This window comes from Corallococcus exercitus, from assembly GCF_042231735.1.
GTDB classification, from domain to species: domain Bacteria; phylum Myxococcota; class Myxococcia; order Myxococcales; family Myxococcaceae; genus Corallococcus; species Corallococcus exercitus_B.
The window spans coordinates 5,970,663-5,997,567 of record NZ_CP102577.1 but is presented as its reverse complement, the minus strand read 5'-3'; the positions used below and the strand labels follow the sequence as shown (position 1 = coordinate 5,997,567).

At 70.6% G+C, this 26,905-nt stretch carries 27 protein-coding genes; 20 read left to right on the top strand and 7 right to left on the bottom strand.

Annotated features, from left to right (window positions below):
• The first annotated feature begins 66 nt into the window (after window positions 1–66).
• The 6 genes from NR792_RS23620 to NR792_RS23595 all read left to right on the top strand — a co-directional run bounded on the left by NR792_RS23620 (window position 67) and on the right by NR792_RS23595 (window position 5,646).
• Entirely contained in the window at window positions 67–1,203 is a 1,137-nt protein-coding gene (locus NR792_RS23620; RefSeq protein ID WP_375754933.1) for an Immediate early protein ICP0, read from the top strand.
• Window positions 1,204–1,264: 61 nt separating this feature from the next.
• Window positions 1,265–1,879 carry a sigma-70 family RNA polymerase sigma factor gene (locus NR792_RS23615; RefSeq protein WP_120530574.1) on the top strand — a complete coding sequence of 205 codons (615 nt, stop codon included), beginning with the start codon at window positions 1,265–1,267 and terminating at the stop codon, window positions 1,877–1,879.
• Between the two features lie 84 nt (window positions 1,880–1,963).
• Window positions 1,964–2,626, top strand: coding sequence for an anti-sigma factor family protein (locus NR792_RS23610; protein ID WP_375754932.1), 663 nt, complete (start codon window positions 1,964–1,966; stop codon window positions 2,624–2,626).
• Window positions 2,623–3,075, top strand: a complete 453-nt coding sequence (locus NR792_RS23605) for a hypothetical protein (RefSeq protein WP_120530572.1) — start codon at window positions 2,623–2,625, stop codon at window positions 3,073–3,075. The genes NR792_RS23610 and NR792_RS23605 overlap by 4 nt, the downstream gene beginning before the upstream one ends.
• Window positions 3,076–3,738: 663 nt before the next feature.
• Window positions 3,739–3,975 (top strand): chaperonin, encoded by a 237-nt coding sequence (locus tag NR792_RS23600; RefSeq protein ID WP_171438659.1) that lies wholly within the window; start codon window positions 3,739–3,741, stop codon window positions 3,973–3,975.
• 60 nt (window positions 3,976–4,035) lie between these two features.
• A complete protein-coding gene (locus tag NR792_RS23595) occupies window positions 4,036–5,646 on the top strand; it encodes a phospholipase D-like domain-containing protein (RefSeq protein WP_375754931.1) in 1,611 nt (536 codons plus the stop codon).
• A gap of 23 nt (window positions 5,647–5,669) precedes the next feature.
• Here NR792_RS23595 and NR792_RS23590 read toward each other — a convergent pair whose 3' ends face one another.
• Together NR792_RS23590 and NR792_RS23585 are read right to left on the bottom strand one after the other, a co-directional pair.
• Window positions 5,670–7,034 carry a hypothetical protein gene (locus NR792_RS23590; protein WP_375754930.1) on the bottom strand — a complete coding sequence of 455 codons (1,365 nt, stop codon included), beginning with the start codon at window positions 7,032–7,034 and terminating at the stop codon, window positions 5,670–5,672.
• Window positions 7,035–7,145: 111 nt separating this feature from the next.
• A complete protein-coding gene (locus tag NR792_RS23585; RefSeq protein WP_375754929.1) occupies window positions 7,146–7,739 on the bottom strand; it encodes a hypothetical protein in 594 nt (197 codons plus the stop codon).
• A gap of 267 nt (window positions 7,740–8,006) precedes the next feature.
• Here NR792_RS23585 and NR792_RS23580 point away from each other — a divergent pair, with 267 nt between their 5' ends.
• The 9 genes from NR792_RS23580 (at window position 8,007) to NR792_RS23540 (ending at window position 16,211) form a co-directional block, all read left to right on the top strand.
• On the top strand, window positions 8,007–8,387 hold the full coding sequence (locus NR792_RS23580) for a BlaI/MecI/CopY family transcriptional regulator (RefSeq protein WP_014400122.1): 381 nt from the start codon (window positions 8,007–8,009) through the stop codon (window positions 8,385–8,387).
• 5 nt (window positions 8,388–8,392) lie between these two features.
• Window positions 8,393–10,726 carry a M56 family metallopeptidase gene (locus tag NR792_RS23575; RefSeq protein WP_375754928.1) on the top strand — a complete coding sequence of 778 codons (2,334 nt, stop codon included), beginning with the start codon at window positions 8,393–8,395 and terminating at the stop codon, window positions 10,724–10,726.
• An 86-nt stretch (window positions 10,727–10,812) separates the two neighbouring features.
• Window positions 10,813–12,528 (top strand): aldehyde dehydrogenase, encoded by a 1,716-nt coding sequence (locus tag NR792_RS23570; RefSeq protein WP_375754927.1) that lies wholly within the window; start codon window positions 10,813–10,815, stop codon window positions 12,526–12,528.
• A 50-nt stretch (window positions 12,529–12,578) separates the two neighbouring features.
• The gene (locus NR792_RS23565; RefSeq protein ID WP_375754926.1) at window positions 12,579–13,751 is read left to right on the top strand and encodes a tetratricopeptide repeat protein; all 1,173 of its coding nucleotides are present in this window, start codon (window positions 12,579–12,581) and stop codon (window positions 13,749–13,751) included.
• Between the two features lie 73 nt (window positions 13,752–13,824).
• On the top strand, window positions 13,825–14,376 hold the full coding sequence (locus NR792_RS23560) for a hypothetical protein (RefSeq protein ID WP_375754925.1): 552 nt from the start codon (window positions 13,825–13,827) through the stop codon (window positions 14,374–14,376).
• 146 nt (window positions 14,377–14,522) lie between these two features.
• A complete protein-coding gene (locus NR792_RS23555) occupies window positions 14,523–14,918 on the top strand; it encodes a hypothetical protein (protein WP_375754924.1) in 396 nt (131 codons plus the stop codon).
• Between the two features lie 7 nt (window positions 14,919–14,925).
• Window positions 14,926–15,345: a hypothetical protein gene (locus NR792_RS23550; protein WP_375754923.1), complete on the top strand. Its 420-nt coding sequence runs from the start codon at window positions 14,926–14,928 to the stop codon at window positions 15,343–15,345.
• A gap of 54 nt (window positions 15,346–15,399) precedes the next feature.
• A complete protein-coding gene (locus tag NR792_RS23545) occupies window positions 15,400–15,810 on the top strand; it encodes a hypothetical protein (RefSeq protein WP_375754922.1) in 411 nt (136 codons plus the stop codon).
• Window positions 15,811–15,818: 8 nt separating this feature from the next.
• A complete protein-coding gene (locus tag NR792_RS23540) occupies window positions 15,819–16,211 on the top strand; it encodes a hypothetical protein (protein ID WP_375754921.1) in 393 nt (130 codons plus the stop codon).
• A gap of 9 nt (window positions 16,212–16,220) precedes the next feature.
• On the opposite strand, the gene NR792_RS23535 is transcribed toward NR792_RS23540, so the two are convergent.
• From NR792_RS23535 to NR792_RS23525, 3 genes are read right to left on the bottom strand one after another with little or no spacing between them, the layout of a single operon-like run.
• Entirely contained in the window at window positions 16,221–17,282 is a 1,062-nt protein-coding gene (locus tag NR792_RS23535) for an SDR family oxidoreductase (protein ID WP_375754920.1), read from the bottom strand.
• Between the two features lie 35 nt (window positions 17,283–17,317).
• Window positions 17,318–18,454, bottom strand: coding sequence for a cyclic nucleotide-binding domain-containing protein (locus NR792_RS23530; protein WP_375754919.1), 1,137 nt, complete (start codon window positions 18,452–18,454; stop codon window positions 17,318–17,320).
• Window positions 18,451–20,040, bottom strand: coding sequence for a cation:proton antiporter (locus tag NR792_RS23525; protein ID WP_375754918.1), 1,590 nt, complete (start codon window positions 20,038–20,040; stop codon window positions 18,451–18,453). Before NR792_RS23525 ends, NR792_RS23530 begins: the two co-directional genes overlap by 4 nt.
• Window positions 20,041–20,210: 170 nt before the next feature.
• Here NR792_RS23525 and NR792_RS23520 point away from each other — a divergent pair, with 170 nt between their 5' ends.
• Together NR792_RS23520 and NR792_RS23515 are read left to right on the top strand one after the other, a co-directional pair.
• Window positions 20,211–20,981 carry an ABC transporter ATP-binding protein gene (locus NR792_RS23520; protein WP_375754917.1) on the top strand — a complete coding sequence of 257 codons (771 nt, stop codon included), beginning with the start codon at window positions 20,211–20,213 and terminating at the stop codon, window positions 20,979–20,981.
• Window positions 20,978–21,781 (top strand): ABC transporter permease, encoded by an 804-nt coding sequence (locus tag NR792_RS23515; protein WP_375754916.1) that lies wholly within the window; start codon window positions 20,978–20,980, stop codon window positions 21,779–21,781. The genes NR792_RS23520 and NR792_RS23515 overlap by 4 nt, the downstream gene beginning before the upstream one ends.
• On the opposite strand, the gene NR792_RS23510 is transcribed toward NR792_RS23515, so the two are convergent.
• Window positions 21,782–22,954 (bottom strand): PQQ-dependent sugar dehydrogenase, encoded by a 1,173-nt coding sequence (locus tag NR792_RS23510; protein ID WP_375754915.1) that lies wholly within the window; start codon window positions 22,952–22,954, stop codon window positions 21,782–21,784.
• 166 nt (window positions 22,955–23,120) lie between these two features.
• Here NR792_RS23510 and NR792_RS23505 point away from each other — a divergent pair, with 166 nt between their 5' ends.
• The 3 genes from NR792_RS23505 to NR792_RS23495 all read left to right on the top strand — a co-directional run bounded on the left by NR792_RS23505 (window position 23,121) and on the right by NR792_RS23495 (window position 26,031).
• Window positions 23,121–23,699 carry a type 1 glutamine amidotransferase domain-containing protein gene (locus tag NR792_RS23505; protein ID WP_375754914.1) on the top strand — a complete coding sequence of 193 codons (579 nt, stop codon included), beginning with the start codon at window positions 23,121–23,123 and terminating at the stop codon, window positions 23,697–23,699.
• Between the two features lie 415 nt (window positions 23,700–24,114).
• Window positions 24,115–25,014, top strand: a complete 900-nt coding sequence (locus NR792_RS23500; RefSeq protein WP_375754913.1) for a hypothetical protein — start codon at window positions 24,115–24,117, stop codon at window positions 25,012–25,014.
• A 231-nt stretch (window positions 25,015–25,245) separates the two neighbouring features.
• Window positions 25,246–26,031 carry a hypothetical protein gene (locus NR792_RS23495; RefSeq protein WP_375754912.1) on the top strand — a complete coding sequence of 262 codons (786 nt, stop codon included), beginning with the start codon at window positions 25,246–25,248 and terminating at the stop codon, window positions 26,029–26,031.
• Here the strand turns inward: NR792_RS23495 and NR792_RS23490 are convergent.
• Window positions 26,008–26,895: a nucleotidyl transferase AbiEii/AbiGii toxin family protein gene (locus tag NR792_RS23490; RefSeq protein WP_375754911.1), complete on the bottom strand. Its 888-nt coding sequence runs from the start codon at window positions 26,893–26,895 to the stop codon at window positions 26,008–26,010. The two genes, NR792_RS23495 and NR792_RS23490, sit on opposite strands and share 24 nt — an antisense overlap.
• Between the last annotated feature and the right edge of the window lie 10 nt (window positions 26,896–26,905).

Below are 26,905 nucleotides of genomic sequence, written 5' to 3'. Positions count from 1 at the left end.
CGCTCCGGCGGTGGGCCCTCGGCGCCCGCGCCGTCGGCGCCGGCCTCTCCGTTCCTCGATGACGGGATGGAGACCTCCACCCCCACCACCTCGCCCGGGGACCGGACCCGCATCGGGGCCCCACCCGTGGGCCTCCCGCCGGAAGCGGACGGCGGCGCGCCGCTGGAGCCCGGTGGCGAGCCGGGGCTCCCCGGCGGCGAGGGGCTGGAGACGGGCGGCGAGTCCGGCCTCCCCGGCGGCGAAGGCCTGGAGACCGGCGCCTCTCCGGACGGCGCGGACGGCACGCCCCAGGACGTGGGCGCGCGCTCGGTCCGCGTCGGCGTGCCCAACCGGGGCCCGCTGCCCCCGCGCACCGACAAGGGCGGCACGACGCGGGCGCCTCGCGCGGACGCCGGCACGGGCTTCGAGTCCCCCGGCACGGCCCCCCAGGCGCCCCGGCGCAAGGGCGGGGACGGCTTCCGGACGCCGGGCTCGGCCCCCACCACCGCCAGCCCCTACCTGGGCGCGGGCGAGGCGCGCGGGCCGGTGCTGGACGTGGAGTCGCTCATCCCCTCCGACCTGAACGGCCTGGACGGCCAGCTCGCGGTGGGCAAGCGCTTCGCTTCGGACGGGGCGCTCCTGGCCGCGCAGGTGCGGCCCTCGTCGCTGCCCTCGTCGGACCGGGTGGCCCGCCTGTGGGCCTTCTTCGCTGCCTACGCGGAGGCCGCCGCCCAGCACCCGCCCGCTCCGGAGGGCAGGGCCGCCTTCGAGCAGGCCCTCAAGGACCAGGGCTTCGCCCATCTCCAGGACGCCCACACCGGGCAGAACGGCGTGGAGGCCGGCTTGTGGGTGATGGACGCGCCCGGCCCCGAGGAGGCCCGCGAGCGCGCGGACGCCGTCCGGCTGGAGCCCCCGCCCGACGTGCGCCACTCCGAGCAGGCCGCCCCGCTCACCCCTGGCCTCTACCAGCCCCTGCCCGGCCCCTTCGTGCGCCGGGACGCCCAGGGCCAGCCGCTCCAGAACGACGACCCCCGCGACCGCCACGGCACGGACCGGCGGCTGGGCGGCCGCATGTTCTGGAACGTGCTCCACGCCTTCCGGGCCGGCGAGGACACGGAGGACTCCGCCGTCACCCAGGCCCAGTGGGACCGCATGGTCTTCGGCGCGGTGCTGGCCATGGTGGGCCTGGCCCTGGCGGCCATCGCGCTCGTCAGCTCCCTCTAGGAGCGACGGGCCGCGTCGAAAGCCTTGGGGTTGGCGTGGCCTGTGCTACGGTGCCGCGCACTTGGCCACCGACGACCTCACACTCGTCAAGCGCGTCCGCAGCGGGGACCAGCGCGCCTTCAAGCTCCTCGTCGAGCGTTACCAGCGCAAGGTGTACGCCGTCGCGCTCGGAATGCTGAAGGACAAGGAGGAGGCGATGGACGTCTCCCAGGAGGCGTTCGTCAAGGTCTACAAGTACCTGGACCACTTCAAGGGCGACGCGTCCTTCTACACGTGGCTCTACCGCATCACGTCGAACATCTGCATCGACGTGCTGCGCAAGCGCCGGGGCAGCGGCGAGCCCGTGGAGTTCGACGAGACGCAGGACGTGGACCTCTCCGAGGCCCGCATCGGCGCGCTGGGCAGCCGCCTGGGGACGAACCCCCAGAAGAGCGCCCTGCGCAAGGAGCTGGCGGAGAAGATCCAGGAGGCGCTGGCCACGGTGCCGGAGAAGCACCGCGCCATCCTCCTGCTGCGCGAAATCGAGGGAATGTCCTACGAGGACCTGGCCCGCACGCTGGACATCCCCAAGGGCACGGTGATGAGCCGCCTGTTCCACGCGCGCGCCAAGGTGCAGAAAATCCTGGGAGATTACCTGGAGCTGGACGAAGCCAAGAGCGGGGTGGGCAACGAATGAGGATGCCAGAAAGGCCTCCTCGAATATCCGTGGGGGCGAGCGCGTCCCACCGACGAATTCCCACCAGCCCGCAGGGTGAAGAGTATGGCCGGAAATCCCGCGTGTGAGCGTTTCGTACCGCTCCTGTCTCCCTACATCGACGGTGAACTCGCTCCCGGGGAGCGCGTGAACGTGGAGCGGCACCTGGCCGCCTGCCGGGATTGCACGGGCCGCGCGGCGGACCTTCGCGCCGAGTCCGGGCTGCTCCGCGTCGGCCTGGACATGGCGGTGGACGACGTCGACTTCAAGGACTTCGCCCAGAAGGTGATGGCCCGGGTGACGCCGGAGAAGCCGCCCCTCATTGAACGGCTGCGGCTGGCCCTGTCGGAGATGTTCCTCTACCAGCGCACCGCGATGATTTCGTCGCTGGCCACCGCCGCGGTGGTGCTGCTGGTGGCGCTGCCGCTGGTGCTGCGCGACAACGCGCCGGAGGGCTACGCCGCCGAGCGCATGACGGTGAAGTCCATCCAGTCCTACCAGGGCGCCCGCGTGGCCCCGGTGGTGATGGAGACCGAGGGTGGCGGCTCCATCATCTGGATGGTGGACGAGCAGGAGCAGGCCCCGGAGCCCGTGAAGGGCGCCGCTGACGGGCAGAAGAAGCCGGGCGCGGCGGAAGGCCAGGATTCGAGCGTGGAGCCGGATGGCCAGGGAGGACAGCCGGCGACGGCTCCGTCCGTCCCGCCGCGGCCCACCGGAGGAGCGCTATGACGAAGCCGATGTGGGCGGTGCTGGCACTGCTGTTCGCCGTGGGCCTGGTGCTGGGGCCGTCGGTGGCCTTCGCGCAGGAGCAGAAGGTGAAGGTCCAGGTGGAGGTGGTGCTGGCCTCCAACAAGGGCACGGTGGTGGACCCGCCGGAGCTGGGCAAGATGAAGGAGGCGTTCCAGAAGCAGAACTTCAGCTTCACCTCCTTCAAGCGCATGTCGCTGGACACGGTGGAGGTGGGCGCCCAGAAGCCCACGGAAGTGAAGCTCCCCAACGGGACGAACGCGTCGCTCCAGCTGCTGGGCATGAAGGACGGCAGCGCCACGCTGCGCGTCATCATCCCCAACCAGTCCTCCGTGGAGGTGGAGCTGGGCCGCCAGGGCGCCGTGTACCAGAAGGCCGGCAAGCACGTGGGCGGCGAGCTCATCCTCGTCCTGGTGCCGCCGTCGAAGTAGCCGTGTGAGCCGTGACGGATGCGCGCCGCCCCCCGGGCAGGCGCCGTCCGGTGGAAGCACCTCCCTGACGCCTGGATGGCCCCCTCCTTCCCGGGCGGCCCCGCGTCAGGGCCCCACTCTCCCTGAATCTTCCCCACTCCTCGCACATCCACCCCTGCGTGGGCGGTGTGCTGTACCGGCGTTGGAGCGCTCCGTCCCGCGCCTGACGTGCGCCGGGGTGTGCCTGCGACCGTGGGGCAGGAAAGAGGGCGGAACTACCTGGAGCCGGGCTGAAAGAAAGACAGTCCTGCCAGGTTCCCAGGGCGTCCCTCCGGGTTTCTTCCCTCGGAAAACGCTGAGTTGGGCGACGGCACGGCAGTTGCTCTTGGGTCTGAGGGCAGGACGGGCGGGACGGTGGGCGGGCAGGGCGGCGGGGCGGGACGGGGCAGCACGGGGTGGTACGGGGCAGGGCGGGACGGGGCAGCAAGGCAGGACGGGGCGGTACGGGCGGGACGGGGTCGGGGCAGCAACGCGGGACGGGGCAGGGCGGGTCGGGGCAGCACGGGGCAGGACGGGCGGGACGGGGCAGGACGGGCGGGACGGGGCAGGGGCAGCACGGCGGTACGGGGCGGTACGTCACACCACGCAGACGGGCAGACACTTCATCCTCAGGAGACAAAGACCATGGCGACCAAGACCCAGAAGCAGACCATCCAGCGCAAGGCCCGTCAGATGAAGGCGAAGACGGTCAAGGCCGTGTCCTCCGCTGGCAAGCAGGCGAAGCGCGTGCAGGTGACGCTCGGTGACCTGATCGCCGCGGCCTTCGACACCGTGGGCGGCGAGGCTCGCAAGGTGGCCAAGGTTGTCTCCTCGACCGACATGACGCTGGCGACCGGCAAGCACATTGTGTTCGTGGGGTGATGCTTCCGCCGGCCGGGCGCGGACGACCTCAGGGATCCACTCCAAGGCCAGGTGACCGACGTGAAATCCATTCTCATCCCCGGACGCAACTGCTGGACGCGGACGGAAACGCATGACGCGGGCGTGCTGGTGGACGCCCGGGATTACTACCGGGAGCTGTATCGGGCCATCCGGAAGGCCCGCCGCTCCATCGTCATCACCGGTTGGCAGTTCGACAGCGACGTGACGTTGCTACGCGGTGAGGACCTGGAGGAGGCGAACGGAGGCGAGGTCCGGCTGCTGCCGCTGTTGGATCAGATGTGCCGGGAGAACCCGGAGCTGCACGTCTACATCCTCGCCTGGGACTTCAGCATGCTGCTCGCCATGGAGCGCGAGTGGATGCAGAACCTGCTGTTCAACTGGACCACGAACGAGCGGCTGCGCTTCCGCTTCGACTCGTCCAGCCCGCTCTACGGAGCCCATCACCAGAAGCTCGTCGTCATCGACGGTGTGATGGCCTTCACCGGCGGCATGGACGTGTGTGACTGCCGCTGGGACGACCGGGACCACCCCGCGTGCTCGAAGCTGCGCTGCGACTCCGGCCGCGACCCGCACGGGCCCTACCACGACGTGCAGACGGTGCTGACGGGCCCCGCGGTGAAGCCGCTCGCGGAGCTGTTCGAGGCGCGCTGGGCGCACTCGGGCGGTGGGGAGATCCACCTGGAGCCCGTGAACCGGGACGACCTGACTTTCGAAGCGACGATGCCCGCGCCTCCGGGCCCGGTGGCCATCAGCCGCACCTTTGGAAAGACCCTCCTGCCTCCGCAAGAGGAGGTGCAGGAGATCCGCGCGCTGTACGTGGACGCCATCGCCGCGGCCGAGCGCTTCATCTACATCGAGAACCAGTACTTCTCCTCGCGCGCCATCTACGACGCGCTCGTCAAGCGCATGCGCGCGGCCGGACGGCCCCGGCTCCAGGTGATGCTGGTGCTGCCCCGTCAGCCCGAAGCGCTGCGCGAGCAGATCGCCATGGGCGTGGCCCAGGTGCGCCTGTTGCGCGCGCTGCGCGAGGTGGCCTCCGAAACGGGCCACGGCTTCGCGGTGTACGGCTCGGCGGCGAAGGACGAGGACGGCTCGGACGTCTTCACGTACATCCACTCGAAGGTCCTCGTCGTGGACGACACGTTCATGACCATTGGATCCGCGAACACGACGAACCGCAGCCTGGGGCTGGACTCGGAGCTGAACCTGAGCTGGGAGGCGGAGAGGCCCGGCGACGACGTGTCGCGCGCCATCCGCCGCGTGCGCGTGTCGCTGATGGCGGAGCACGTGGGCCTCTCCGGCGTGGCCGCGCTGCGCCCGCTGGTGGACGCGACGCACCTGGTGGAGACGTTGGACCGGCTGGCCCACGAGGGCCGGCACCGGCTGCGTCCGCACCCGCTGGAGACGGTGTTCGACCAGAACCCCCTCTTCAAGCCGCTGGAGCCGGAGGAGTTCCTCATCGACCCGGAGGAGTCGGTGCTGGACGAGTCCCTCTTCGAGGCCCTGCACAAGGGCGACGACGGCCTCTTCGCCTCCGGCGTGCGCCTGCTGTCACGGTGGCTGGTGGGCAAGCCGTGCGACACGACCCGGCACAGCGCCATCCTGCCCTGCGTCCCCGGGCAGGAAGAGGGCGGGACGGCGGGGAACTAGCCCGCGGTGGGCGCGGGGCCTGGCTAACGGCGGGCGAAGTCCACGCCCACGCCAGCGCCCACGCTCACGCCGCGCACCAGCACGCCATCCGGCTGCGGGAAGTGCACCGTGGCGCCGGCGCCCCAGACGTACATGGCGGGCAGCACGCGCTGGCGGAACTCCGCCGCCACCGAGTAGCGGGGCTTGTCACCCAGGCCCATCACCACCACGCGCGCGATGCCGCGCGACTCGCCGCCCGGGCTGCTGAAGCTCAGGGACAGGTCGCCGTCCGCGCGGCCGAAGGCGGAGTACTCCACGGCGCCGCTGGCCACCACCTCCGGGGAGTCCGGCCCGTCGCCGCGCGCCACGGACAGCTCCAGGTAGCCGGAGAAGTCCTTGGGCACGCGCTGGTCCGACTGGGGCTCCTCGGAGAGGCCCACGGCGGAGAAGCGAGACAGCTCATAGCCCGCGCCGAAGTAGCCGAAGCGGAAGCCGCCGCCCTGCCGGCGCCCCTGCAGGGTGACGCTGAGCTGCGTGCCCTTGAAGTTGCCCTCGAACGCGACGCCCAGCAGGGCGCCCACGTCCTGCGCGCCCTCGTTGAGCCGCGCGCCGCCGGCGACCAGGGCCCACGAGCGCAGCCGCTCGCCCTTGTACATGGCGAACTCGCCGCCCACCGACGCGAGCGTGGCCTCCGGCGTCACGCCGCCGGCCTCGCCGAAGTCGTGCGCCGCGGAGGCGCGCACCAGGTAGCGGTCGAAGTTCCCCTCGCTGTCGCTGGCGAGGCGGCCGATGTCCAGCAGCAGCTCGCCGGAGAACACGCGCGCGGCGAGCACGTCGCTGGCCAGCAGCTGCACGCGCGCGGGCCCCGCGGTGAACGACAGCGTGCCGCCCGCCGGGTGGTAGTTCGGGTTGAGCTGGTTGTCGTAGCGGTTCACCAGGTAGCCGCGCCCCAGCGACTCCTCCAGGAACGGCTGCACGCGCAGGCCGAAGCGGCCGGACTCGTCGCCAATGCGCAGCAGGCGCACCACCTGGCCGTAGTCGCTGCGCTCGTCCCAGTCCTCGCGCCTCAGCCACGCGCCGTGGTCCTGGTCCTTCTGCTTCGGGTCGTTGTCCAGCAGCCGGAAGCGCAGCGGCGCCCCCAGCATGAACGCGAAGTCCTCCCCGCCATCCACGCCCAGTGACGGGTACGCGTACCCGAAGAGGTCCTGCTCCCCGCCGGGCGTCCCGGACGGGAAGCTCAGCGGTCCCACCTCCAGGAGCGCCCGGAAGCCGATGCCTTCCGAATCGCCCGAGCTCCCCGAGGACTCCGGCGCGGAGTACGCCTCCTGCGCATCATTGGGGACCTCCTCGATGGTGGAGGACTGGGATTGAAGCAGGGCGAGCAGGGCCACGAGGGGAGCACCAGTCATTGGTGCTCACTCTAGTTGGCTCGGCGCGGGGTGGACAGACGAATACCCGGCGCGGCCCGCGTGCGGGCTTTACCGGGTATCCGCCCTCACGTGGGGCGCGAGGCTGGGAAGCTAGTTCGTGGGGTCGGGCGTGGCGCCGGACTCGACCTTGGAGCTGTCGGTGCTGGAGTCGTCGGTGGTGGCACTGTCGGTGTCGAGGGCGTCGGACTCGCCGCTCACGTCCTCCACGTCGCTCTTGCCGTCGGTGCTCGTGGAGCCGGAGCCGCCGGTGCCGCCCTCGGTGCCCAGGTTGCCCTTCTCATTGGGGTCGCGGTTCTGGTTCACCGCGCCGGAGGGCGCCTGCGTGTCGCCCAGGTCGGTGGGAGTGTTCTGCTGCACGTCCCACTTCTGGCCGTCCTGGGTCTTCACGGTCTCGTCGGCGGCGCCGGAGCCACCGGTGGCCTCGCCTTCGTAGACGGTGGGCGCGTTCATGCGGTCGCGCTTCTCCAGGTCGCTCACGTTGCCCGTCTCACCGGGCAGCTCCTGGGAGGAGGAGTCCGAGGCCGAGGAGTCGATGCTCCCGCTGCTGGTGTCCTGGGTGCTGCCCGCGCTGCCCGAGCCGCCGATGGCGCCTGCCTCGGGAGACGAGGCCTCACGCGCGCTGGAGGAGTGGCTGCAACCGTACAGCGACAGGGCGGCGATCGCCGCGAACAGAGGGAGCTTCATGGGAAATCTCCGTGTGTGTCGGGTTTGAACTCGGCTTGAGGAAATCTGGTTGTCCTTCCGACAGAGACAAGGACACACACGGGCTCCCCCCAACTGGCACGCTCCTGGGTAGCCGGGAGAGCGGGCGCCCGGCAGCCCGACAGTGCGCGAGCGCTTCCCGCGCCTCCCCAACGCGAACAGCGTGTCCGCGCACTTCGAGTTGACTACGGCTGTAGTCAGGCGTACCTTCCTTTCTGACTACAGCTGTCGTCACGAAGGGCAGGGCGCATGAAGAAGCCGGTGGGAGAGCAGGAGCTGGCGGTGCTGCGGTACGTGGCCGAGCACGGGCCGGCGACCGTGGGCGAGGTGGCCGAGCGCTTCGGTGAGGCGCAGGGGCTGGCGCGCTCCACCATCCTGACGGTGATGGAGCGCCTGCGGCTCAAGGGGCACCTGACGCGGAGCAAGGTGGACGGGGTGTTCCAGTACGCGTCCCCGGTGGCGACGCAAGAGCTGCTGCGCGACGTCGTAGGGAACTTCGTGCAGCGCACGCTCAGCGGCTCGCTGTCGCCGTTCGTGACCTACCTGTCGGAGACGGAGGACGTGTCCGACGAAGAGCTGAAGCAGCTCCAGGACGTCGTGGCGCGCCTGCGCCAGAAGCGGAAGGAGTGAGCCCCATGACGCCTCTCATGACCTCGCCGTGGTGGTCGTCGTGGTCGGAGTCGGTGTGGCGCGCCTCGTGGCAGGGGGCGCTGTGCGCGCTGGTCGTCTGGGGCGTGGCCCGGGCGGTGCCGCGCCTGCCCGCGGCCGTGCGCGCGGGCCTGTGGTGGTTGGTGGCGCTCAAGTTCGTGCTCACGCTGGGCTGGCCCAGGCCCATGCCGCTCGCGCTGCTGCCCGTGGAGGGCGCGACGGCGGCGCAATCCCAGACGTCCGGCGCGGAAGGGGCACAATCCCAGACATCAACCGTGATGATCACGATGCGCACGGCGTCCGACGCCCGTGAGGCCACCCCGCACCTCCAGGTGTCCGGGCCCGTGTCGCCGCCAGGCGCGGCGCGGCCTGCCGAGCCGGGGCTCGCGGGGGTGGCGTCGGAAGGTCCCTCGCACGGGGCGCGGCTCGCGGCCTTCGTCCGGGGCGCTTGGGAGTCGCTGCGCTCGCATCCGTGGACGGTGGGCCTGGCGTGGGCGCTGCTCGTCCTGTGGGGCGCGGGCGTGGTCTGGAAGGTGCGGGGTCACGTGCAGGCGTATCGCCAGGTGCGCGGCATGCGCGAGCGTGCGCGGCCCTTCCGTCACCCGGTGCTGGAGGAGGAGGCGGAGTTCCTCGCGAACGAGGCGGGCCTGCGCCGTCCGCCCACGCTGCTCGTGTCGGACGAGGTGGTGAGCCCGCTGGCGGCGGGGCTCATGTCGCCGGTCATCGTGCTGCCCGCGAAGGCGGTGCGCGACCTGCCGGAGGACGCGCTGCGCATGGCGCTGGCGCATGAGGTGGCGCACCTGCGTCGCGGGGACCTGTGGCTGGGCTGGGTGCCGGCGCTGGCGGAGACGGTCCTCTTCTTCCACCCGCTCGCGCGCCAGGCGGCCCGTGAGTACGCGCTCGCCCGGGAAGAGGCGTGCGACGCGGAGGCGCTGCGCCTCACCGGCGCGGAGCCCGCGGACTACGGCGAGTTGCTGATTGCCTTTGGCATCACCCGGCCCCCCGGCAGCGCAGCGGCGCTTGGGGCGTCGGCCCACCTTCACGCGCTGCACAGGAGGCTCCGCATGCTGGAACATGTCGACGTCGTCCCCACCCAACCCCGCCGGTGGCTGAAGGGTGCGCTGTTCGCCCTCGGCGCCGTGGTCCTGATGCCCTTCCAGGTCGTCGCCAAGGCGCCCGCGGAGAGCGCCGCTCCTTCCACGAAGGACGCGGCCCCCGCCCCCGTGAAGGTGGGCACCGTCCGGCAGCTGCCCGAGGACGCCGCGCCCGCCGCCAGGACCTCCACCGCGACGCCGGCCCCTGCCGCGAAGCCGGCCGCCGCGCCGAAGCCCACCGTGACGGAGCACACCGCGAAGGCGCCCGGGACGCCCGAGGACGCGACGCCGCTGCCGCCGCTGCCCGCGTTGCCTCCTCCCACGCCGGGGACGCCGTCCACGCGGATCATTACCCTGCACGCCCCGCCCGCGCCCCCCGCTCCGCCGACCGGCGGCAAGCTGGCCCCGGTGCCGCCCGTGCCTCCCGCGCCCCCGGTCCGTGGCGCGCTGGCCCCGATGCCGCCCGTCGGTGGCCCTCGGGCCCCGCTGCCGCCCATGGCTCCCATGCTCGCGGCCGCGCCGCGTCCTCCCGCGCCTCCCGCCCCGCCGGACATGGGCCTCGAGGACGACGACACCTTCGCGTACCTCTCCGACGGCCGCACGATGATGGCCGGCTCCACGGACGACCTGTACCTGGCGCGCACCTTCAAGCAGAAGGGCAAGGACGTGCTCTTCGTGCGCCGCGACGGCAAGCCCCTGCTGATCCGCGACGCCAAGACGCTGGAGCAGGTGCGCAACCTGATGGAGGACGACCGCAAGCTGGGCGACGCGCAGGGCGCGCTCGGTGAGAAGCAGGCCGCGCTGGGTGCGCAGCAGGCCGCGCTGGGCCAGAAGCAGGCGGAGCTGGCCTACCCCATGTCGCAGATCGCCGCGAAGCACGCCGCCATCGCCGCGAAGCGCGCGGAGATCGCCCTGGAGCGCGCCCGCCTCCGCAACCAGGAGGACGGCCCCGAGCGCGACCGCAAGGAGGCGGAGCTCGACAAGCGCGACGACGCCTTCGACAAGGAGCTGGAGGGTCTGGACAAGGAGCAGGAGGCGCTCAGCCAGAAGATGGAGGCCCTGGGCGAGGAGCAGGGGAAGCTGGGCGAGCAGCAGGGGAAGCTCGGTGAGGAGCAGGGGAAGCTGGGCGAGCAGCAGGCTGCCCGCAGCCGCGAGAACATGAAGAAGGTCATGGCCGTCATCGACGAGGCCATCCGCAAGGGCCTGGCCGAGCCTCTGCCCACCTGAGGACGGAGGGCGCGGCTCCCCGGTGACGGCGCACGCGGGGGTTCCCTATACCGGGACCCGGTGTGAAGCCTCTCTCGGAGGTCGCCATGTCCGCCGCCGTCCCGCAGTCCACGTCACGCACCACCATCGACATCCTGGTGCGCCGGGTCCGTGAGGGCTCGAGCGCGTGGGTGAAGCTCGCCCTGAAGGAGCGCATCCGGCTCCTGGAGGACCTGCGCCACGCGTACGTCGCCATCGCGGAGCCCAGCGTGCGCGCGGCCTGCGAGGCGAAGGGCATCGACCCCGGCGGTCCACTCGCGGGTGAGGAGTGGCTCGCCGGGCCCATGGTGGTGGTGCGCAACCTGCGCCTGCTCTCGGACGCGCTGAAGGACATCCAGAAGCACGGCGTGCCCGTCATCCCCCGGACGCACCTGCGCACGCTGGAGGACGGCCGGCTCGCCGCAAGGCTGTTCCCCAGGGACAGGCTGGAGGGGATGCTGCTGCCCGGCACCACGGGCGAGGTCTACTTCCAGCCCGGCGTCACCGCGGACAACCTGCGCGACCACCAGGCGTCCTTCTACAAGAAGCCCCACAAGGGCCGCGTCTGCGCGGTGCTGGGCGGCGGCAACGTCAACTCCATCCCGCCGCTGGACTGCCTCTACAAGCTCTTCGTCGAGGGCACCGTCTGCGTGCTCAAGATGAACCCCGTCAACGCGTACCTGGGCCCGTTCCTGGAGCAGGCCTTCGCGCCGCTCGTCGCGCGCGACGCGCTGGCCATCATCTACGGCGGCGCGGAGGAGGGCGCGCAGTTGGTCCATCACGACGCGGTGGACGAGGTGCACATCACCGGCAGCGACAAGACCCACGACGCGCTCGTGTGGGGCCCGCCCGGCCCGGAGTCCGACGAGCGCCGCCGCAAGAACGAACCGCTGCTCGCGAAGCACGTCTCCAGCGAGCTGGGCAACATCTCCCCCGTGGTGGTGGTGCCGGGGCCGTACTCGGACGGCGAGCTGCGCTTCCAGGCGGACGACATCGCCGGCATGGTGTCCAACAACGCGTCCTTCAACTGCAACGCGGCGAAGCTGCTGGTGCAGCCGAAGGGTTGGGCCCGGCGCGGCACGCTGGTGGACCGCATCCAGGCGAGCCTGGGCCAGGCGCCCGTGCGCCGCGCGTACTACCCGGGAGCGCAGGAGCGCTGGCACCAGTTCACGGACGCGCGGCCGAACCTGCGGCTCGTGGGCAACCCCGGCGAGGGCGACCTGGCCTACGCGCTGATTCCGGACGTGGACCCCGCGAAGACGGACGACCGCGTCTTCCGCCACGAGCCCTGGTGCACGGTGCTGTCGGAGACGGGCCTGCCGGGCTCCGACGAACCGGTGGCCTTCCTGGAGGCCGCGGTCGCGTTCCTCAACGAGAAGGTGTGGGGCACCCTCAACGCCATGCTCATCGTCCACCCGAAGACGATGAAGGACCCGCGGGTGCGCGCGGCGGTGGAGAAGGCGATTCGGGAGCTGCGCTACGGCACTGTCGCCCTCAACACGTGGCCCGCCGCGGGCTACGCGCTGGGCAGCCTGCCCTGGGGCGGACATCCGTCCGCGTCCGCCCAGGACATCCAGAGCGGGCAGGGCTGGGTGCACAACACGTCCATGCTGGAGTCCATCGAGAAGGCGGTCCTGCGCGCCCCCATCACGTCCCTGTTCCCGCCCCCGTGGGTGCCGGGTCACAAGAGCATGGCGACGCTGTCCCGCCGGCTGGTGGAATTCGAGCAGTCCCCGTCCTGGCTGAAGCTCCCCGGTGTCGCCCTGGCCGCGCTGCGCCGGTAGGGGCAGGCGGGGAGGCGGGGTTTCTGGAGGCTCGTGGTAGTAGGGGGACCATGGCATCCAGGTACGCGCAAGAGGGTGGGCAGTTGCTGCAGCAGGGCCAGCCCGCGGAGGCGGTGAAGAGCTTCCAGAAGGGCCTCTCCATCGACCCGAAGGACGTGGACTGTCTGATGGGCCTGGTGCGCACCCACCTGAGCACCGGCGCCGCGAAGGACGCGGAAGGGGCCGTGACGCGCCTGTTGCAGGTGCAGCCGGACAACACGGAGGCGCAGGCCCACCTGGCCATGCTCAAGGCGCAGGCCGGGGACCCCGTGGCGCTGGTGACGCTCAAGGCGCTGGCCGCCGCGCCCACCGCCGGCTACTTCGAGCGCTTCAACCTGGGCACGCTCTTGGCCGAGCGCGGCGACCTGGAGGGCGCGAAGGCCGCCTTCGAGGCCGCGCAGGTGGTGGCGCCCCACAGCGTCTACCCGCACTTCGAATTGGGCCGCATCGCGGTGCAGCGCAAGGACCCGGCGGCGGCGGCCGTGCACTTCCAGCAGGCCGCGGCGCTGGCGCCCCAGGAGGCCCTGCCGCACCTGATGCTGTCGCGCGCGCACGCGGCGAACGGTGCCCTGGGCGCGGCCATCTCCGCGGCCACGCGCGCGCTGGAGCACGCGCAGGGCCGCACGCGCGTGGCGGTGCTGCAGGACCTCTTCCGGCTCTACCTCCAGGCCAACAGCAAGGACGCGGCCCGCCGCACCATCCTGGAGCTGCGCGAGCTGGACCCCGCGCAGGTCCGCTACGTCCACCTGCACGGCCTGGCCTGCATGCTGGCCGGGGAGCTGGCGGAGGCGAAGGCCCTCTTCGGTGAAGCCCTCCAGCGCGCCCCGAACCAGTGGGACATCCGCCACTCGCTGGCGCAGGCACACGAGGCGCTGGGCGAGCGCGCGGAGGCCCGCAAGCTGCTGGAGGAGATCGTGGCGGCGGTCCCGCACGAGCCCGGCCCCACCAACGACCTGGTGCGCCTGCTGATGGGCGACCAGGACCACGCGCGGGCCCGCGTGCTGCTGGAGCGGGTGCTGGAGGCGAACCCCCAGGACGCGCTCACGCACCTCAACCTGGCGCGCGCCACCCAGCCGTTCGACCGGGCGGAAGCCACCCGGCACGCGAAGCAGGCGCAGTCGCTGGGCGCGGACGCCGCCGTGAAGGACGAAGCGGCGCAGCTCCTCACCGAGCTGGGCGGCTGACGCACCCCGTCTTCCCCCGCTCCAGGTCCGTGCCTACCTTCACGCCCGGTCCAATCAGCGGGGAGGGGGGCGCATGCGCAAGGCGGAGCAGGCACTCATCGAGCAGCTCGAGGCGCGCTTCCGGGAAGTGACGCGGCTGCTCTACACCACGTCCATCCCCGCGTCGGTGCTGGACGCGGAGCTGATGCCGATGATGGCGGAGGACGTCACCTTCACCGACCCCTGGCAGAAGGGCGGCGGCAAGGAGACGTACCGCAAGGGTGCGGCGGGCTTCCACTGCATGTTCCGCTTCGACTTCGACATCTACCAGCTCAACGTCCAGCTGGAGCCGGACGGGAAGAGCGGGCGGGCCATCGTGGACGGGGTGATGAACCTCAAGCAGTTCGCGTGGCTCTACACGTACCCGCTGCGCACCCTCCTCGTGTACGACTTCACGCTCCAGCGCGGCGAGGACGGCGGAGAGGTGCTGCCGCTCATCCACGCGCACGAGGAGATGTGGAGCTTCGGCGACATGATCGCCAACGTGCCCGGCGTGGGGACGCTCTACAACCGCTTCCGCAACGCCTTCAGCGTGGGCTTCCTGGCGGCGTCCGCGCTGTGCGGGCGCCTCAAGCAGTCGGCCTGAGAAGCCGCGGGCGGCAGGGCACGGGCGTCATGCCCTGACATGTCTGTCAGGCATTGCGGGGGGCTGCTCGGAGTGAGGCCGTCTGTCGGCCAGTGGGCACGGGTGTTGCTCTGGGGCGCGGGGTCCACTGCTCCCGGAGGTCCCGCGTGCGTCGCTGGCTGTTGCTGCTGCTCCCCGTCCTTGCTGGCTGTGAGTCCGGGCTGGAGGCGGCCGGTGTGTGGGATGCCACGGCGGCGCGGCTCGAGGACGACCGCGTCTCCGTCGAAGTCACGTTGACCTGCGGCCTCGTGTACGGCTTCGCGCGGTCGCAAGGCTGTGACGCGGATGGCGAGCGCGTCTGCGTCTCCGCGGAGTGGTACGCGGCCGACGACACGGCCTTCGCCCATCCGCTGCACCGGGCGGAGTCGTGCCAGACGGTCCCCGACATCATCGGCACCCAGGTGACGGTCACCACGTCGGAGGCCGTGGACCGTGACCCCGGGCTGCGCATCCTCGTCAGCGCGGATCCCCGCGTGGCGAACGTCATCATCCCCAACCCCTGAGACCCCTATGCATCCGACCTTCATCATCGTGGCCCTCGCGGGCCTGCTGACGGCCTGCGGGCCTCGTTGGGACGCCGTGGGCGTTCGCGCCGCCTCCGCCACCCGTGACGCGGACGACCACGTCACCGTGACCGCCGTCTTGACCTGCGTGCCCGCGAACGGCTCGGAGCCAGACGGCTGTGACGAGGACGGAGAGTCCCTGTGCATCGGGCTCATGGGGTACCCGACCCCGGAGGTCCTGCCGGAGGAGCGCTCCTCCTTGGGAGTCTGGCGCGTCTCCGAGTGCTTGAAACCCAAGCACTGGGAGGGGACGACCGTGGTGTTGCGCTCACCGGAGCCCGTGCCGCGCGACGTGCCCTGGACCCTGGAGCTGGGACGGACCCTCATCGGTGGAGAGGGCCCGCGCGTCTTCCTCGCGAGCCCCTGACGCATGCGCGTCTTGCTATGGAGGGCGGGTCTTGTCCCTGAGGGGAGGCCCGCGATGCGCCGTGCCGTGAGTGGAGTGCTGTGGGCGCTGGCCGCCATGGGCTGCGGCGGCGAGGACCTGCTGGCACCCGACCTCACCGGGGTCCGGGCGACGCGGCTGGAGGATGGCCGGGTGTCGCTTCAGGTCTACATCGTGTGTGGGGTGCTCCAGGGGCAGCGGTCCGCGGACGACGCCTGCGGCTGGCCGGAAGAGCAGCCCCTGTGCGTCGATGCGGGCTGGTACCCGGCGGAGGACGCCGCCTTCCGCACGCCCCTGTTGTCACAGCGCACGTGTGAGCCGGTCGGCACCCGCATGTACAGGGCGATGACCGTCGTCTCGCCAGACGTCGTCCCTGCCGGCCGCGACCTGCGCATCCTGGTCCAGGTGGATCCGCGCACCACCCGCTTCATCATCGACAGCCCTTGAGCCTCCCCATGTCCCCGCGAATCCCCTGGATGCTGATGTGCTGTGGCCTGCTGGCCGCGTGTGGTCCTGGCCCGGACCTGGTGGGCGTCCGGACCGCCACCGCTGTCCGCGACGCGGACGAGCACGTCACGGTGACGGCCGTCCTCACGTGCGTGCAGCGGGACGGCTCCCCGGGAGGGGACTGCGACGCGGACGGCGAGGAGCACTGCGTGATGGCCACCTGGGCCAACGGGTACAGCACGTCGTACACGCAGGTCGTCACGTCGGGCGTGCAGTGCGTGACCCCGCCGCGGGTCGAGGGCACGACGGTGGTCATCCGTTCAACGAACCCCGTGCCGCGCGAGCCGTCCCTCACCATCCAGCTCGGCTTCACGCCGAGGGTGGTCATCGACAGCCCGTGACGGGCCGCTTCAGGCGGGGATGAGCTTCTCCGCCTGGAGCTGCCGCATCAGCGCGACCATGGCCTCCGTGCTGTCCAGGTGCATCTCCTGGAAGCCGAAGCGGCGGGCCTTGTTCACGTCGAAGAACGCGTCGTTCTCCACGCCGAAGATGAAGTCGCCGAAGGCCCAGTTGGCCAGCTTCTTCAGGCCGTGCGGCTGGAGGCCATGGCGCTGCGTGAGCGCCTCCCAGACGGGGAACTTGTCCTTCATCGCCTCCGTCAGGGAGAAGGGCTGCGGGTCCGCGCACGGGATGCCGAACGCGTCCGCGATGCGCGGGAAGACCTGGCTCCAGCGGAAGACGTCGCCGTTGGTGATGTTGAAGATTTCGCCCGCGCACGCCTCGTTGAGGGCGGACCACTCCATGGCCTTGGCCAGCACCGTGGCATCCGTCACGTTGGCGAGGATGGAGTACGCGCGAGGCGTGGACGGAAAGCGCAGGGGGACGCGCAGCGTCTTGCACAGCGACGCATAGACGCCGATGAGGTTGCCCAGGTTCATGGGGTTGCCCACGGCGAGCCCCATCATCATGTCGGGCCGCAGGGCGGTCCAGGTCCAGCGCCGGCCCTGGGACGCGTCGCGCAGGTAGTCCTCCTGGTCGTAGTAGAAGTTCGGAGGGAAGTGGCGCGGGTCGGTCTCCTTGGCGGGCGTCTTGTAGAGGCCGAACTGCGCGCCGTACGCCTTGCCGCCCTGGATGAAGGACACGTGGCGGAAGCCCGGTGCGTGCTTCTCCACCGCCTCCACGATGTTGCGCAGCAGCGCCACGTTGATGCGGCTGAGGTCCGCGGGGTCCGGGTGCTCCTGGTACGCGGCGAAGAAGACGTGCGTGACGTCGCGCAGCCACTCCGCCGCGCTGGCGAGCGAGTCCGGCGACTGGAGGTCCAGCGACTTCACCTCCGCGCGCGTGGCGAAGTCCGGCGCGCGGCGCGACACGGCCTTCACCTTCCAGTCCGGCCGCGTGTCCAGGTACGTGAGGAGGTTGCGGCCGATGATGCCGGTAGCGCCCAGCACCAGCGCCGTGTGCTTCGTCGTCATGGGAAAGGCCCTTGAGGGGAGGGTGTCTGTCTTGATCAGCGGCCGAACAGCCCGCGCTTCTTCGCCGGCTGCGTCTGTCCGCCCAGCCGTGACAGCCGCTGGCCCAGGATGCGGCTCATCTCCAGCGCGACGGCGGGGTTGGCCATCATCACGCCGCGGAAGTCCTCGCGGCCCACCGCGGCCAGTTCGCACGGCGTGGCGGTGACGGCGGTGGCGTTGCGCGGCTCGCCCGTGAGCAGGGCCAGCTCCCCGAAGAAGCCGCCCTGCTTCACCGTGGCCACCGTCTGCCGCGCGCCGTCCTTCATCGCCACCTCGCCGGAGATGACCACGTAGAACGTCTCACCCGCGTCACCCTGGCGGAACAGCTCCGTGCCCGCGGGCGTCTGGAGCAGCTCCGCGCCGCGCGCCACCGCCTCCAGCTCGTCCTCACTCAGGGGCGCCAGGAAGTCCAGCTTGCGCAAGGTCTGCGCCAGCGACGACGCCAGGCCCGCGCCCAGCGGCGGCTCCGACGTGAGGAACTCCACCGCCTTGGCCACCTGCGTCCTGCGCGCCACGAGGATGACGTTGTGCCCGGCCTTCAGCTGCGTGTTGCCCTCCGGCAGCGCGGTGTGGCCCTGGGGGTCCACCAGCGCGATGAAGATGCACTCGCGCGGGAAGCCCTCCATGCCGCGCACCTGCGCCACCGTCTGTCCCGCCACCCGGGCGCGCACGGGAATGGCCAGCTCGAAGAGGAGCGCGTCGCCGCTGCTCAGCGGCAGCGACCCGGACACCTGCGGGAAGTCGATGGCGGTGGTCATCTTCGCCACCACCACGTCGGCTTCCGCCACCAGCTCCTTCACGCCGGCCAGCCGGTAGGCCTCGCGGTAGTTCGTGTCCAGCATGCGCACCATCAGGCGCGCGCTGGACACCGCGCGCACCAGCATGGTGAACGCCAGGTTCGCCGGGTCGTGCGCCAGCACCGCCGCCGCCACGTCCGCCGTCCCGATGCCCGCCGCCTCCAGCACGCGCGGGTTGGTGGCGTCCCCGCACACCGTCACCACGCCCACCTCCTCGAAGAGGCGCGCGCAGATGCCGGCGTCGCGTTCAATCACCGTCACCGTGTGCTGCTCCGACACGAGCCGCGCCGCCAGCGCGCCGCCCACCCGTCCTCCCCCCGCGATGACGATCTTCATGACGCCTTGTGCTCCTTGCTGTCCTTGCTCGCGTGCCCGCCGTGCAACACCTTCTCCAGGTCCAACATCCGCGCGTCCAGGTGCGCCAGCATCTCCTCCGCCGTCGCCTCCGGAATCAGCCCGTTGCGCCGCGCGCCCTGCAACGCCGTGCGCTCCGCGTCGATGAGCCGCCTGCGCATGCTCAGGAGGTCCTTCGCCCCTTCGGCCAGGTGCTGCTCGCTGATGCGGCGCAGCTCCCGCTCCGCCCGGGCGATGTTCACCTGGTACTCGCTGCGCAAATGCTCATAGGCCGCGCGCGGCAAGAGGCCCTGCGTGTGCAAGGTGTCCAGCTCCACGTGCGCCGCGCGGCTGGCGATGAGCTTCCCGCGCTGCTCCGCCATCTCCAGCGCCACCGCGTCCTGCTGGAACAACCCCAGCCACTTGAGCGCGCCGGTGAGCATCAGCCCCTGGCCCACCATGGACACCAGCGTGACGCCGAACGCGATGGAGACGATCTGCTCGCGCGCGGGCGTGGACTCCGGAAGGCCCAGCGCCAGGCCAATGGACAGCGCGCCCTTGATGTTGCCCACCAGGAACACGTGCTGCCATCTCAGCGGGATGGACTCCGCGGGCTTGAACAGGCGCAAGAGCAGGAAGGGCAGGTAGATGGCCACCGCGCGCCCCAGCACCACCGCCACCACCGCCATGCCCACGCCCGGCAGGTGCCCCTGGAGCGCCTCCGGCCGCGTGTCCAGGCCCACGGAGAGGAAGAGGAACGTGTTGACGCCGAAGGTGGCGTACTCCCAGAAGGAGTGGATGGCCACCTGGCTCTGCGGCGGCACCTCGCGACGGAGCGTGACGCCCACCGCCAGCCCCGCCACCACCGCGGAGATGGCGCCCGACAGGTGCACCTCTTCCGCCAGCACGTAGGACGCCAGCGCCACCGCCGTCGTCACCATGATCTCCGCGAGCGGATCCTCCGCGCGCCGGATGATGAAGCCGCCCAGGAGGCCCAGGCCCAGCCCCACCACCGCGCCGCCCACCGACGCGAGCAGCACGTGGCCGCCCAGCGAACCCAGCGACGGCGCCGCGCCGCCCGCCACCACCGCCGCGATGGCCGTGTACGCCACCAGCGCGGTGCCGTCGTTGAAGAGGCTCTCGCCCTGGATGATGCCCGCCAGCCGCCCGGGCACCGGCGCGCGGCGGAAGGCGTAGAGGATGGACACCGTGTCCGTCACCGCGAGGATGGAGCCCAGGAGCAGCGCGGGCCCCCACGCCAATCCCAGCATCAGGTGCAGCGCGGTGCCGGTGGCGCCAATGGCGAGGACCATCCCCAGCGTGGACAAGAGGCCAATGGGGACCGCGTTCGCGCGGATGCCATTGAGGTCCGCCATGATGCCGCCCTCGAAGAGCAGCAGCGGCAGGCAGATGAGGAACACCACCTGGGGGTTGAGCGGTGGAACCCCCGGCAGCAGGTGTGCGACGGAGATGAGCAAGCCACCAAGCACCAGCGCGACGTTGTACGGCACGCTGGCCCGCTTGGCGGCGATGGCAAGCGCGATGGCCGCCACCATCAGGCCGATGAGGATGGGTACTTCCAGCAGCACGGCGACTCCACTGGGACCAGGAAGGAGCGCGAAGCTTTCCAGATTCGCGCGGACCGTGCACGGGCACCGTCTGCTTTTCGTCGTCCCGTCCAGGGCCCCGCCCGCCTGCCTTCCTTCTCCCGAAGTGCGCCCTGGCGGTGGTACGTCCGCGTGGTACAGCAGGGCCCCTGATGAAATCCGGCTCGATGGACACCCTGGTGCTCTCCGTCACGGCGCTGCGCAAGACGTACGGCGCCCACACGGCCGTGGACGGCATCTCCTTCCACGTGCGCCGCCGCGAAATCGTGGGGCTCCTGGGGCCCAACGGCGCGGGCAAGAGCACCACCATCAACATGCTCCTGGGCGTGCTCCAGCCCACCTCCGGCACCATCGCCATCGAGGGCACCGACCTGGAGACCCACCGGGTCAAGGCCCTGTCGCGCACCAACTTCGCCGCCGTCTACTCGCCCCTGCCCGGCAACCTCACCGTGGCCCAGAACCTGCGTGTCTTTGGCCTCATCTACGGCGTGAAGGGGCTGTCCGCCCGCATCGAGGCGCTGCTGGAGGAGTACGACCTGAAGCGCTTCCGAGACACCAAGTGCGGCGTGCTGTCCTCCGGCGAGCAGACGCGCGTGTCGCTGGCCAAGGCCATGCTCAACCAGCCCCGCCTGCTGCTCCTGGACGAACCCACCGCGTCGCTGGACCCGGCCACGGCGGTGGACATCCGCACCCGCATCAAGGCCTTCGCCGCGAAGGGTGACAGCAGCGTGCTGTGGACGTCGCACAACATGTACGAGGTGGAGGCCGTCTGCGACCGCGTCCTCTTCCTCGCGCGCGGCCGGGTGCTGCTGGAGGGGGACCCCAAGACGCTGCCCCGCGAGCACGGCAAGGCCACGCTGGAGGAGCTGTTCATCGCCGTGGCCAACGAGCCGCTGGCGCTGGAGAGGACCGAAGCGCCATGAACCTGAACCACGTCGCGGGCATCGCGCTGCGCCAGTTCTATCTCTACAAGGGCAACTTCGCGCGCGTGGTGCCGCTCTTCGCGTGGGTGGCCGTGGACATGGTGCTGTGGGGCTTCATGACCCGGTACCTCAACGAGGTGACGTCCTCCGGCTACAACTTCGTGCCGGCGCTGCTGGGCGCGGTGCTGCTCTGGGACTTCTTCGCGCGCGTGATGCAGGGGCTGACCACGGGCTTCTTCGAGGACGTCTGGTCGCGCAACTTCCTCAACGTCTTCGCCACGCCGCTCACGCTGCCGGAGTACGTGTGCGGCCTGGTGGTGACGAGCATCGCGACCAGCGCCATCGGCCTCGTCGTCATGCTGCTGTTGTCCACCACGGTGTTCGGGCTGTCCTTCGCCGCCTACGGCGCGATGTTCATCCCCTTCGTGATGGTGCTGTTCCTCTTCGGCATCGCGCTGGGCATCCTCAGCAGCGCGATGGTCTTGAGGTTGGGCCCCGCGTCGGAGTGGTTCGTCTGGCCCATCCCCAGCCTGCTGTCCCCGTTCGTGGGCGTCTTCTACCCGCTGTCCACGCTGCCGGAGTGGATGCAGTGGGTCGCGAAGCTGCTGCCCCCGTCCTACGTCTTCGAGGGCGTGCGCACGCTGGTGGCCGGCGGCGAGTTCTCCGGCACCACGCTGGGCTGGGGCCTGGCGCTGGCGCTGCTGGACATCGTGCTGGCGGGCTGGGTCTTCCAGCGCGTCTACCGCTACGCGGTGCGCACGGGCCTGCTGGCCCGCTACAGCGCGGAGAGCGTGAGCTGATCAGCGCCGGATGCGCAGGAGCAGGTCCTTCCGGGGGCCGCACTCGCCCCGGCCGTCGCAGTTGCTGGTGGTGACGTACAGGTGGCCGTCGGGGCCCATCAGCACGTCGCGCAGGCGGCCCCAGGTGTCGCGCAGATACACCTCGTGGCGGGCCACGCGCCGGGGCTCCCGGGCATCGAACTCCACTCGGTGGAGGTGCCGGGACTTCAGCGTGCCCACGAGCAGCGAGCCCTTCCACTCCGGAATCGCGGTGCCCGTGTAGACGGCCGCGCCGCCCGGGGGCGACGCGTCGTCGAAGGTGAGCGACGGGGTGATGCGCCCGTTCTGCGTCTCGCACGAATAGATGCCGGGCCAGCCCAGGTTGTCGCCCGCCTTCACCACGTTCACCTCGTCGTGGCCAAAGCGCATCGTCTCGCCGCTGGGGCCGTGGTCGGTGAGGTACAGCGTGGTGGCGTCCTTCCAGTCAAAGCCTTGCGTGTTGCGCACGCCCAGCAGGAACGCGGGTGAGTTGGGAAAGGGATTGTCTCCGGGCACGGCACCCTCCGGCGTCAGGCGCAGCAGCTTGCCCGCGGGGTTGGCCACGTCCTGGGACAGGTCCGGGTCGCGGGAGTCCCCCGTGCCCACGTACAGCATGCCGTCCGGCCCGAAGCGCAGCCGCCCGCCGTCGTGGTACTTCGCGGACGGGATGCTCCCGAAGATGACGCGCTCGAAGGTCGCGCTCGCGCCGTCCGGCGACAGCGTCCAGCGCTCCACCCGGTTCTGCGCCTTCCCGTCCGCCTGGGTGGTGACGTACAGGTAGAACTGGCGGTTCGTCGCGAAGTCCGGGTGCGCGGCGATGCCCAGCAGGCCGCCCTCGCCGCTCGCCGCCAGGGGCAGCGTGGCCACCGCCCCGGGCTGCAGCTGGCCGCCGCGCAACAGCCGCACGCGGCCCGGCCGCTCGGTGATGAGCGCGTCTCCGCTCCCGCCCGGCAGGAAGGCGACACCCCAGGGGACCTCCAGCCCTTCCGCCACGACGTCCACGGTGATGGGCACGCTGCCGTCCTGTCCCCAGCCGTCCTCCATCAGGATGCAGTCCTCGGGCGACGCGGTCCCCTGCGCCTGGCTCTTGCGGCAGGCGGAGGCGGTGGCGGTGAGCACCACGAGGGCGGACAGGAGCAGGCGGCGGGAGCGCATGGCGGGAATCTAGCGTTGGTGGACGCCGCCCATGGACCTGGAAGGGGGGCAGGCGAGCGCATCCGGCACTGGAAGACGGTCCCGGACGGCGTTGTCCCGGCCCCTGTCGTGGGCACCTTGCTCGGGCGGGTTCAACGGCAACCATTGCCCAGCGGGAGGCAGTTCCATGGCGCGCATCGCACTCATCGTGGCCAACGACTTCGAGGACTCCGAGTTCCAGGTCCCCTTCGACACGCTCAAGCAGGCGGGGCATGAGCCCGTCGTCATCGGCCTGGAGGCAGGCAAGACGCTCAAGGGGAAGAAGGGCGCGGAAGTCCGCACGGACAGGGCGGTGAAGGAGGTGAAGGCCGCGGACTTCGCCGCGCTGGTCATCCCCGGCGGCTACTCGCCGGACCACCTGCGCATGGACATCGGCATGGTCGGCTTCGTGCGCGACTTCTTCAAGGCGGACAAGCCCATCGCCGCCGTGTGCCACGGGCCGTGGATGCTGGTGGAGGCGGACATCGCGGACGAGCGCACCGTCACGTCGTTCCCGTCCATCAAGACGGACCTCATCAACGCCGGCGCCCGCTGGGTGGACCGCCAGGTGGTGGAGGACGGCAACATCATCACCTCCCGCAAGCCGGACGACCTGCAGGCCTTCTGCGCCGCCCTGGTGCGCCAGCTGAAGGACGGCATCGCCCCACGTCTGGAGTCACCCCTGGCCCCGGAAGCCGCCGCGGACCGCGCACCGCCAGTGCACTGAGCCGCCAACAGGTCGGAACATGGTCCAACAGGACCCAGGCCCCCGGGGTGCCGCGCGCACACCGGGGGCTGCTACGTGGAGAGGGCCGGAACGGATTTCCCGCGCGCTTTCCAAGCAATTGATCCTCGTTTCCAGAGGGAACTGTCACCGAGCGAACCTGCCTGCCCTGGCGACGCATTGCGCTGTCGGGTCCATGCGTCGAGTTTTCGCTGCTCTGGAATTGTTCCGTTGTCTTTGGCCCCCCGGTGCCACAAACTCATTCATCTGTACGGGGTTTCACCAACCCCAGGGGTGTCATTTATTCCCCGAATTTTACAGCTGAGTTGCCATTGTGCAGCGTTGCTGTTTATTATCCGGACAGCAGCGACCCCCTGACAGACCGCGCCATCACTGACGGTCTCTGTGGATCCCCCTCATGAATCCGGCCCCCCGCCCCGTCATGTCCCAGCCCCGTCAGGTCGTCCGGGCGGTGCTGAACGAAGCCCTGGAGAGCAAGCTGGGAGGCGAGGTGGTGGTGAAGTCCGCCACGGTCTCCGGCCGCATCTTCGTGGTGGAGCGCAAGGTGGCGTGGACGGTGCTGACGGGCCCGGGCTCGCGCAGCTTCTCCACGGCGCTCATCGACGCGCGGCTGGTGAGCCGTGAGGACGTCGAGCAGGTGATGGCGGAGTGCCGCAAGAGCGGCGGCAACTTCTGCGAGACGCTGGTGGCGTGGGGCCTGGTGCCGCGCGACACGCTGCGCGACCTGCTGTGCCGGCACCTGGGGACGCAGCTGGACGCGCTCTTCGGGTTGACGGAGGCGCAGGCCCTCTTCGTCCCGCAGCCGCGCTCCTACTCCAGCCAGCTCACGTTCGAGCTGGCGGAGCTGAGCGCCGACGTGACGCAGGCGCCGCCCGCCATTTCGCAGTCGCAGTCCCCCTCGGTTTCCCCCGTCCTATTGGAAAGAGAAGTCATGGCGAACGTGAAGCAGGCGCTGGAAGAGGCGATGAAGATTGAGGGTGCGTTCGCGGTGTGTCTGGCGGATGCGAACAGCGGCATGACGCTGGGCAGCGTCGGTGGGTCCTCGGCGTTCAACATCGAGGCGGCGGCCGCGGGCAACACCGAGGTGATGCGCGCCAAGATGAAGACGATGAAGGCCCTGGGCATCAAGGACCGCATCGAGGACATGCTCATCACCCTGGGCGAGCAGTACCACATCATCCGGCCGCTCGCGGCGCGCGAGGGACTGTTCCTCTACATCGCGCTGCACCGCGCGAACGCGAACCTGGCGATGGCGCGCTTCCGGATGGCGGACGTGGAGAAGACCATCCAGCTCTGAGGCTTTACCGCTCCTGAAGCAGGCCCACGCCGCCCGTTTCCCTCCCCAGGGAAGCGGGCGGTGGCGTTTGTAGGGTATAAAGCTGAAAATCAGCGTGTGCCCAGGTATATATACCTGGGCACACGCTGATATATGCCTCGCCGAACGAGACTCCAGCTAGCCGCCGGGCTGATCGCCCGGGCCTTCCAGGATGAGCCTGGCCGGGTCTATTCGCGCCCCGCGTTGACGGCGATGCTCAAGCGGCACCGCGAAGCCTGGCAGCTCCCTGCCTCCGTGGGGCTGACCGGCTTCATCCAGTTCCTGCAGGACTCGAAGCAGCTCTCCGTGGTGCGCCTGTCCGCGGATACCGGTGAGGTGGTGACGCGCTACGTGTGGGAGCAGGCGTCTCCACAGGCCGTGGCGCTGACGCTGCGTCCGTCCGCCTATCTCTCGCACGCGACCGCGGCGCGGCTGCACGGACTCACCGACCAGTTCGCCAAGGTCATCTACGTCAACAAGGAGCAGAGCCCGAAGCCCCCTCCCAGGGGAGGGCTCACCCAGGAGGCCATCGACCGCGCCTTCAAGGGGCAGCAGCGCGCATCGACCTACGTCTTCCACTTCGACATCTACCGGGCGGTCCTGCTCAGCGGAAAGAACACGGGGGCGTTGGGAGTGGAGGACGTCCCGACGCCAGAAGGAGAGTTCCTGCCCGCCACGAACGTCGAGCGGACGTTGATCGACCTGACGGTTCGTCCCAACTACGCGGGAGGTGTCGAGGAGGTCCTGGGCGCCTTTCGTCGTGCGCGCGAGCAGGAGAAGGTGGACGTGGCGAAGCTGCTCCAGACGCTCGGCCAGCTGAACTACGTCTATCCTTATCACCAGGCCCTGGGGTTCTACATGGAGCGCGCGGGCTTCAGCGAAGAGGCGCTGGCCCCCTTGAAGGCACTGGGACTGCACCACGACTTCTATCTGGCCTACGGGCTCAAGGGGCTCGTGTACGACGCGGGCTGGCGGCTACACCATCCCCGCGGCCTGTAGCCGGGCGACCTCCGCGCAGACGAAATCGAAATAGAAGTCGAAGGGCTCCAGGGCTTCGCCCGTGACCGCCGCCTCCACGGCGGACCAGCTCCGACGATGGAACTCCCGGTGGCGCTCCTCCGGAAGCAGCCGCAGGAGCCCCAGGGGCACCTCCTTGGACGCGAAGATGCCCTCCATGAGCGCGCGGTGCGCGGTCAGGTCCACGCGCGCGTAGCGGATGCAGGCGTGCAGGTCATAGAAGTCCCGGGCGCGGCTGGCGGGGTTCTTTCGCTGCTCGTACTCGTCCATCTGCTGGCAGAGGGCCCGGAGCTTCTCGGCGGCGATCATCGCGGGCGTGTACACGAAACAGCGCTGGCCATCGACGAGCGTGGCCTCTGCCTTGCCCTGGCAGAACTCGAACTTGCTGATGTCGATGGTCCGCTTCGGCGCGCTTCGTCGATGCAGCTCCTGAACCTGCTCCGCGTTGGGAACCGCTCCCTTCCTGGCCTCACGCCGACGCAGCTCCTCCTCCAGCCGCTTCATGGCCGCGAGCGCCAGGACCTTGAACTCCGCGTGGTAGCCACCCCAGTTCACCCCAGGGCCGGAGGTCGAGGGCTTGGGCCCGAAGCGGAAGTCGATGAGTGCATACCCGGCAGCGGAGAATCGCGACGACAGCGCGGCCTCCAGCTCACGCCCCAGCGCGTCCGCGTCCTCGACGTCCCCCTCCATCGAGTAATCCAGGTCCATGGAGGCGCGAGCCCCCAGTTGGTGGATCAGCTGCAGCGCGTTTCCGCCCTTGAGCACCAGCCGGTCCATCAAGGACGCGTTGGAGGCAATGGCGGAGGCGGTGAGGACCGCGAGCTCGAATGCGAAGGTCGATGTCACGGCGGCGCTG

Coding starts and splice junctions, on each gene's coding strand:
- NR792_RS23570 (WP_375754927.1), top strand. CDS start 10,813: ATGTCCGCCGCCGTCCCGCAGTCCACGTCACGCACCACCATCGACATC.
- NR792_RS23565 (WP_375754926.1), top strand. CDS start 12,579: ATGGCATCCAGGTACGCGCAAGAGGGTGGGCAGTTGCTGCAGCAGGGC.
- NR792_RS23580 (WP_014400122.1), top strand. CDS start 8,007: ATGAAGAAGCCGGTGGGAGAGCAGGAGCTGGCGGTGCTGCGGTACGTG.
- NR792_RS23590 (WP_375754930.1), bottom strand. CDS start 7,034: ATGACTGGTGCTCCCCTCGTGGCCCTGCTCGCCCTGCTTCAATCCCAG.
- NR792_RS23500 (WP_375754913.1), top strand. CDS start 24,115: ATGAATCCGGCCCCCCGCCCCGTCATGTCCCAGCCCCGTCAGGTCGTC.
- NR792_RS23610 (WP_375754932.1), top strand. CDS start 1,964: ATGGCCGGAAATCCCGCGTGTGAGCGTTTCGTACCGCTCCTGTCTCCC.
- NR792_RS23495 (WP_375754912.1), top strand. CDS start 25,246: ATGCTCAAGCGGCACCGCGAAGCCTGGCAGCTCCCTGCCTCCGTGGGG.
- NR792_RS23600 (WP_171438659.1), top strand. CDS start 3,739: ATGGCGACCAAGACCCAGAAGCAGACCATCCAGCGCAAGGCCCGTCAG.
- NR792_RS23575 (WP_375754928.1), top strand. CDS start 8,393: ATGACGCCTCTCATGACCTCGCCGTGGTGGTCGTCGTGGTCGGAGTCG.
- NR792_RS23545 (WP_375754922.1), top strand. CDS start 15,400: ATGCGCCGTGCCGTGAGTGGAGTGCTGTGGGCGCTGGCCGCCATGGGC.
- NR792_RS23535 (WP_375754920.1), bottom strand. CDS start 17,282: ATGACGACGAAGCACACGGCGCTGGTGCTGGGCGCTACCGGCATCATC.
- NR792_RS23515 (WP_375754916.1), top strand. CDS start 20,978: ATGAACCTGAACCACGTCGCGGGCATCGCGCTGCGCCAGTTCTATCTC.
- NR792_RS23585 (WP_375754929.1), bottom strand. CDS start 7,739: ATGAAGCTCCCTCTGTTCGCGGCGATCGCCGCCCTGTCGCTGTACGGT.
- NR792_RS23620 (WP_375754933.1), top strand. CDS start 67: ATGGAGACCTCCACCCCCACCACCTCGCCCGGGGACCGGACCCGCATC.
- NR792_RS23530 (WP_375754919.1), bottom strand. CDS start 18,454: ATGAAGATCGTCATCGCGGGGGGAGGACGGGTGGGCGGCGCGCTGGCG.
- NR792_RS23520 (WP_375754917.1), top strand. CDS start 20,211: ATGAAATCCGGCTCGATGGACACCCTGGTGCTCTCCGTCACGGCGCTG.
- NR792_RS23510 (WP_375754915.1), bottom strand. CDS start 22,954: ATGCGCTCCCGCCGCCTGCTCCTGTCCGCCCTCGTGGTGCTCACCGCC.
- NR792_RS23605 (WP_120530572.1), top strand. CDS start 2,623: ATGACGAAGCCGATGTGGGCGGTGCTGGCACTGCTGTTCGCCGTGGGC.
- NR792_RS23540 (WP_375754921.1), top strand. CDS start 15,819: ATGTCCCCGCGAATCCCCTGGATGCTGATGTGCTGTGGCCTGCTGGCC.
- NR792_RS23505 (WP_375754914.1), top strand. CDS start 23,121: ATGGCGCGCATCGCACTCATCGTGGCCAACGACTTCGAGGACTCCGAG.
- NR792_RS23550 (WP_375754923.1), top strand. CDS start 14,926: ATGCATCCGACCTTCATCATCGTGGCCCTCGCGGGCCTGCTGACGGCC.
- NR792_RS23560 (WP_375754925.1), top strand. CDS start 13,825: ATGCGCAAGGCGGAGCAGGCACTCATCGAGCAGCTCGAGGCGCGCTTC.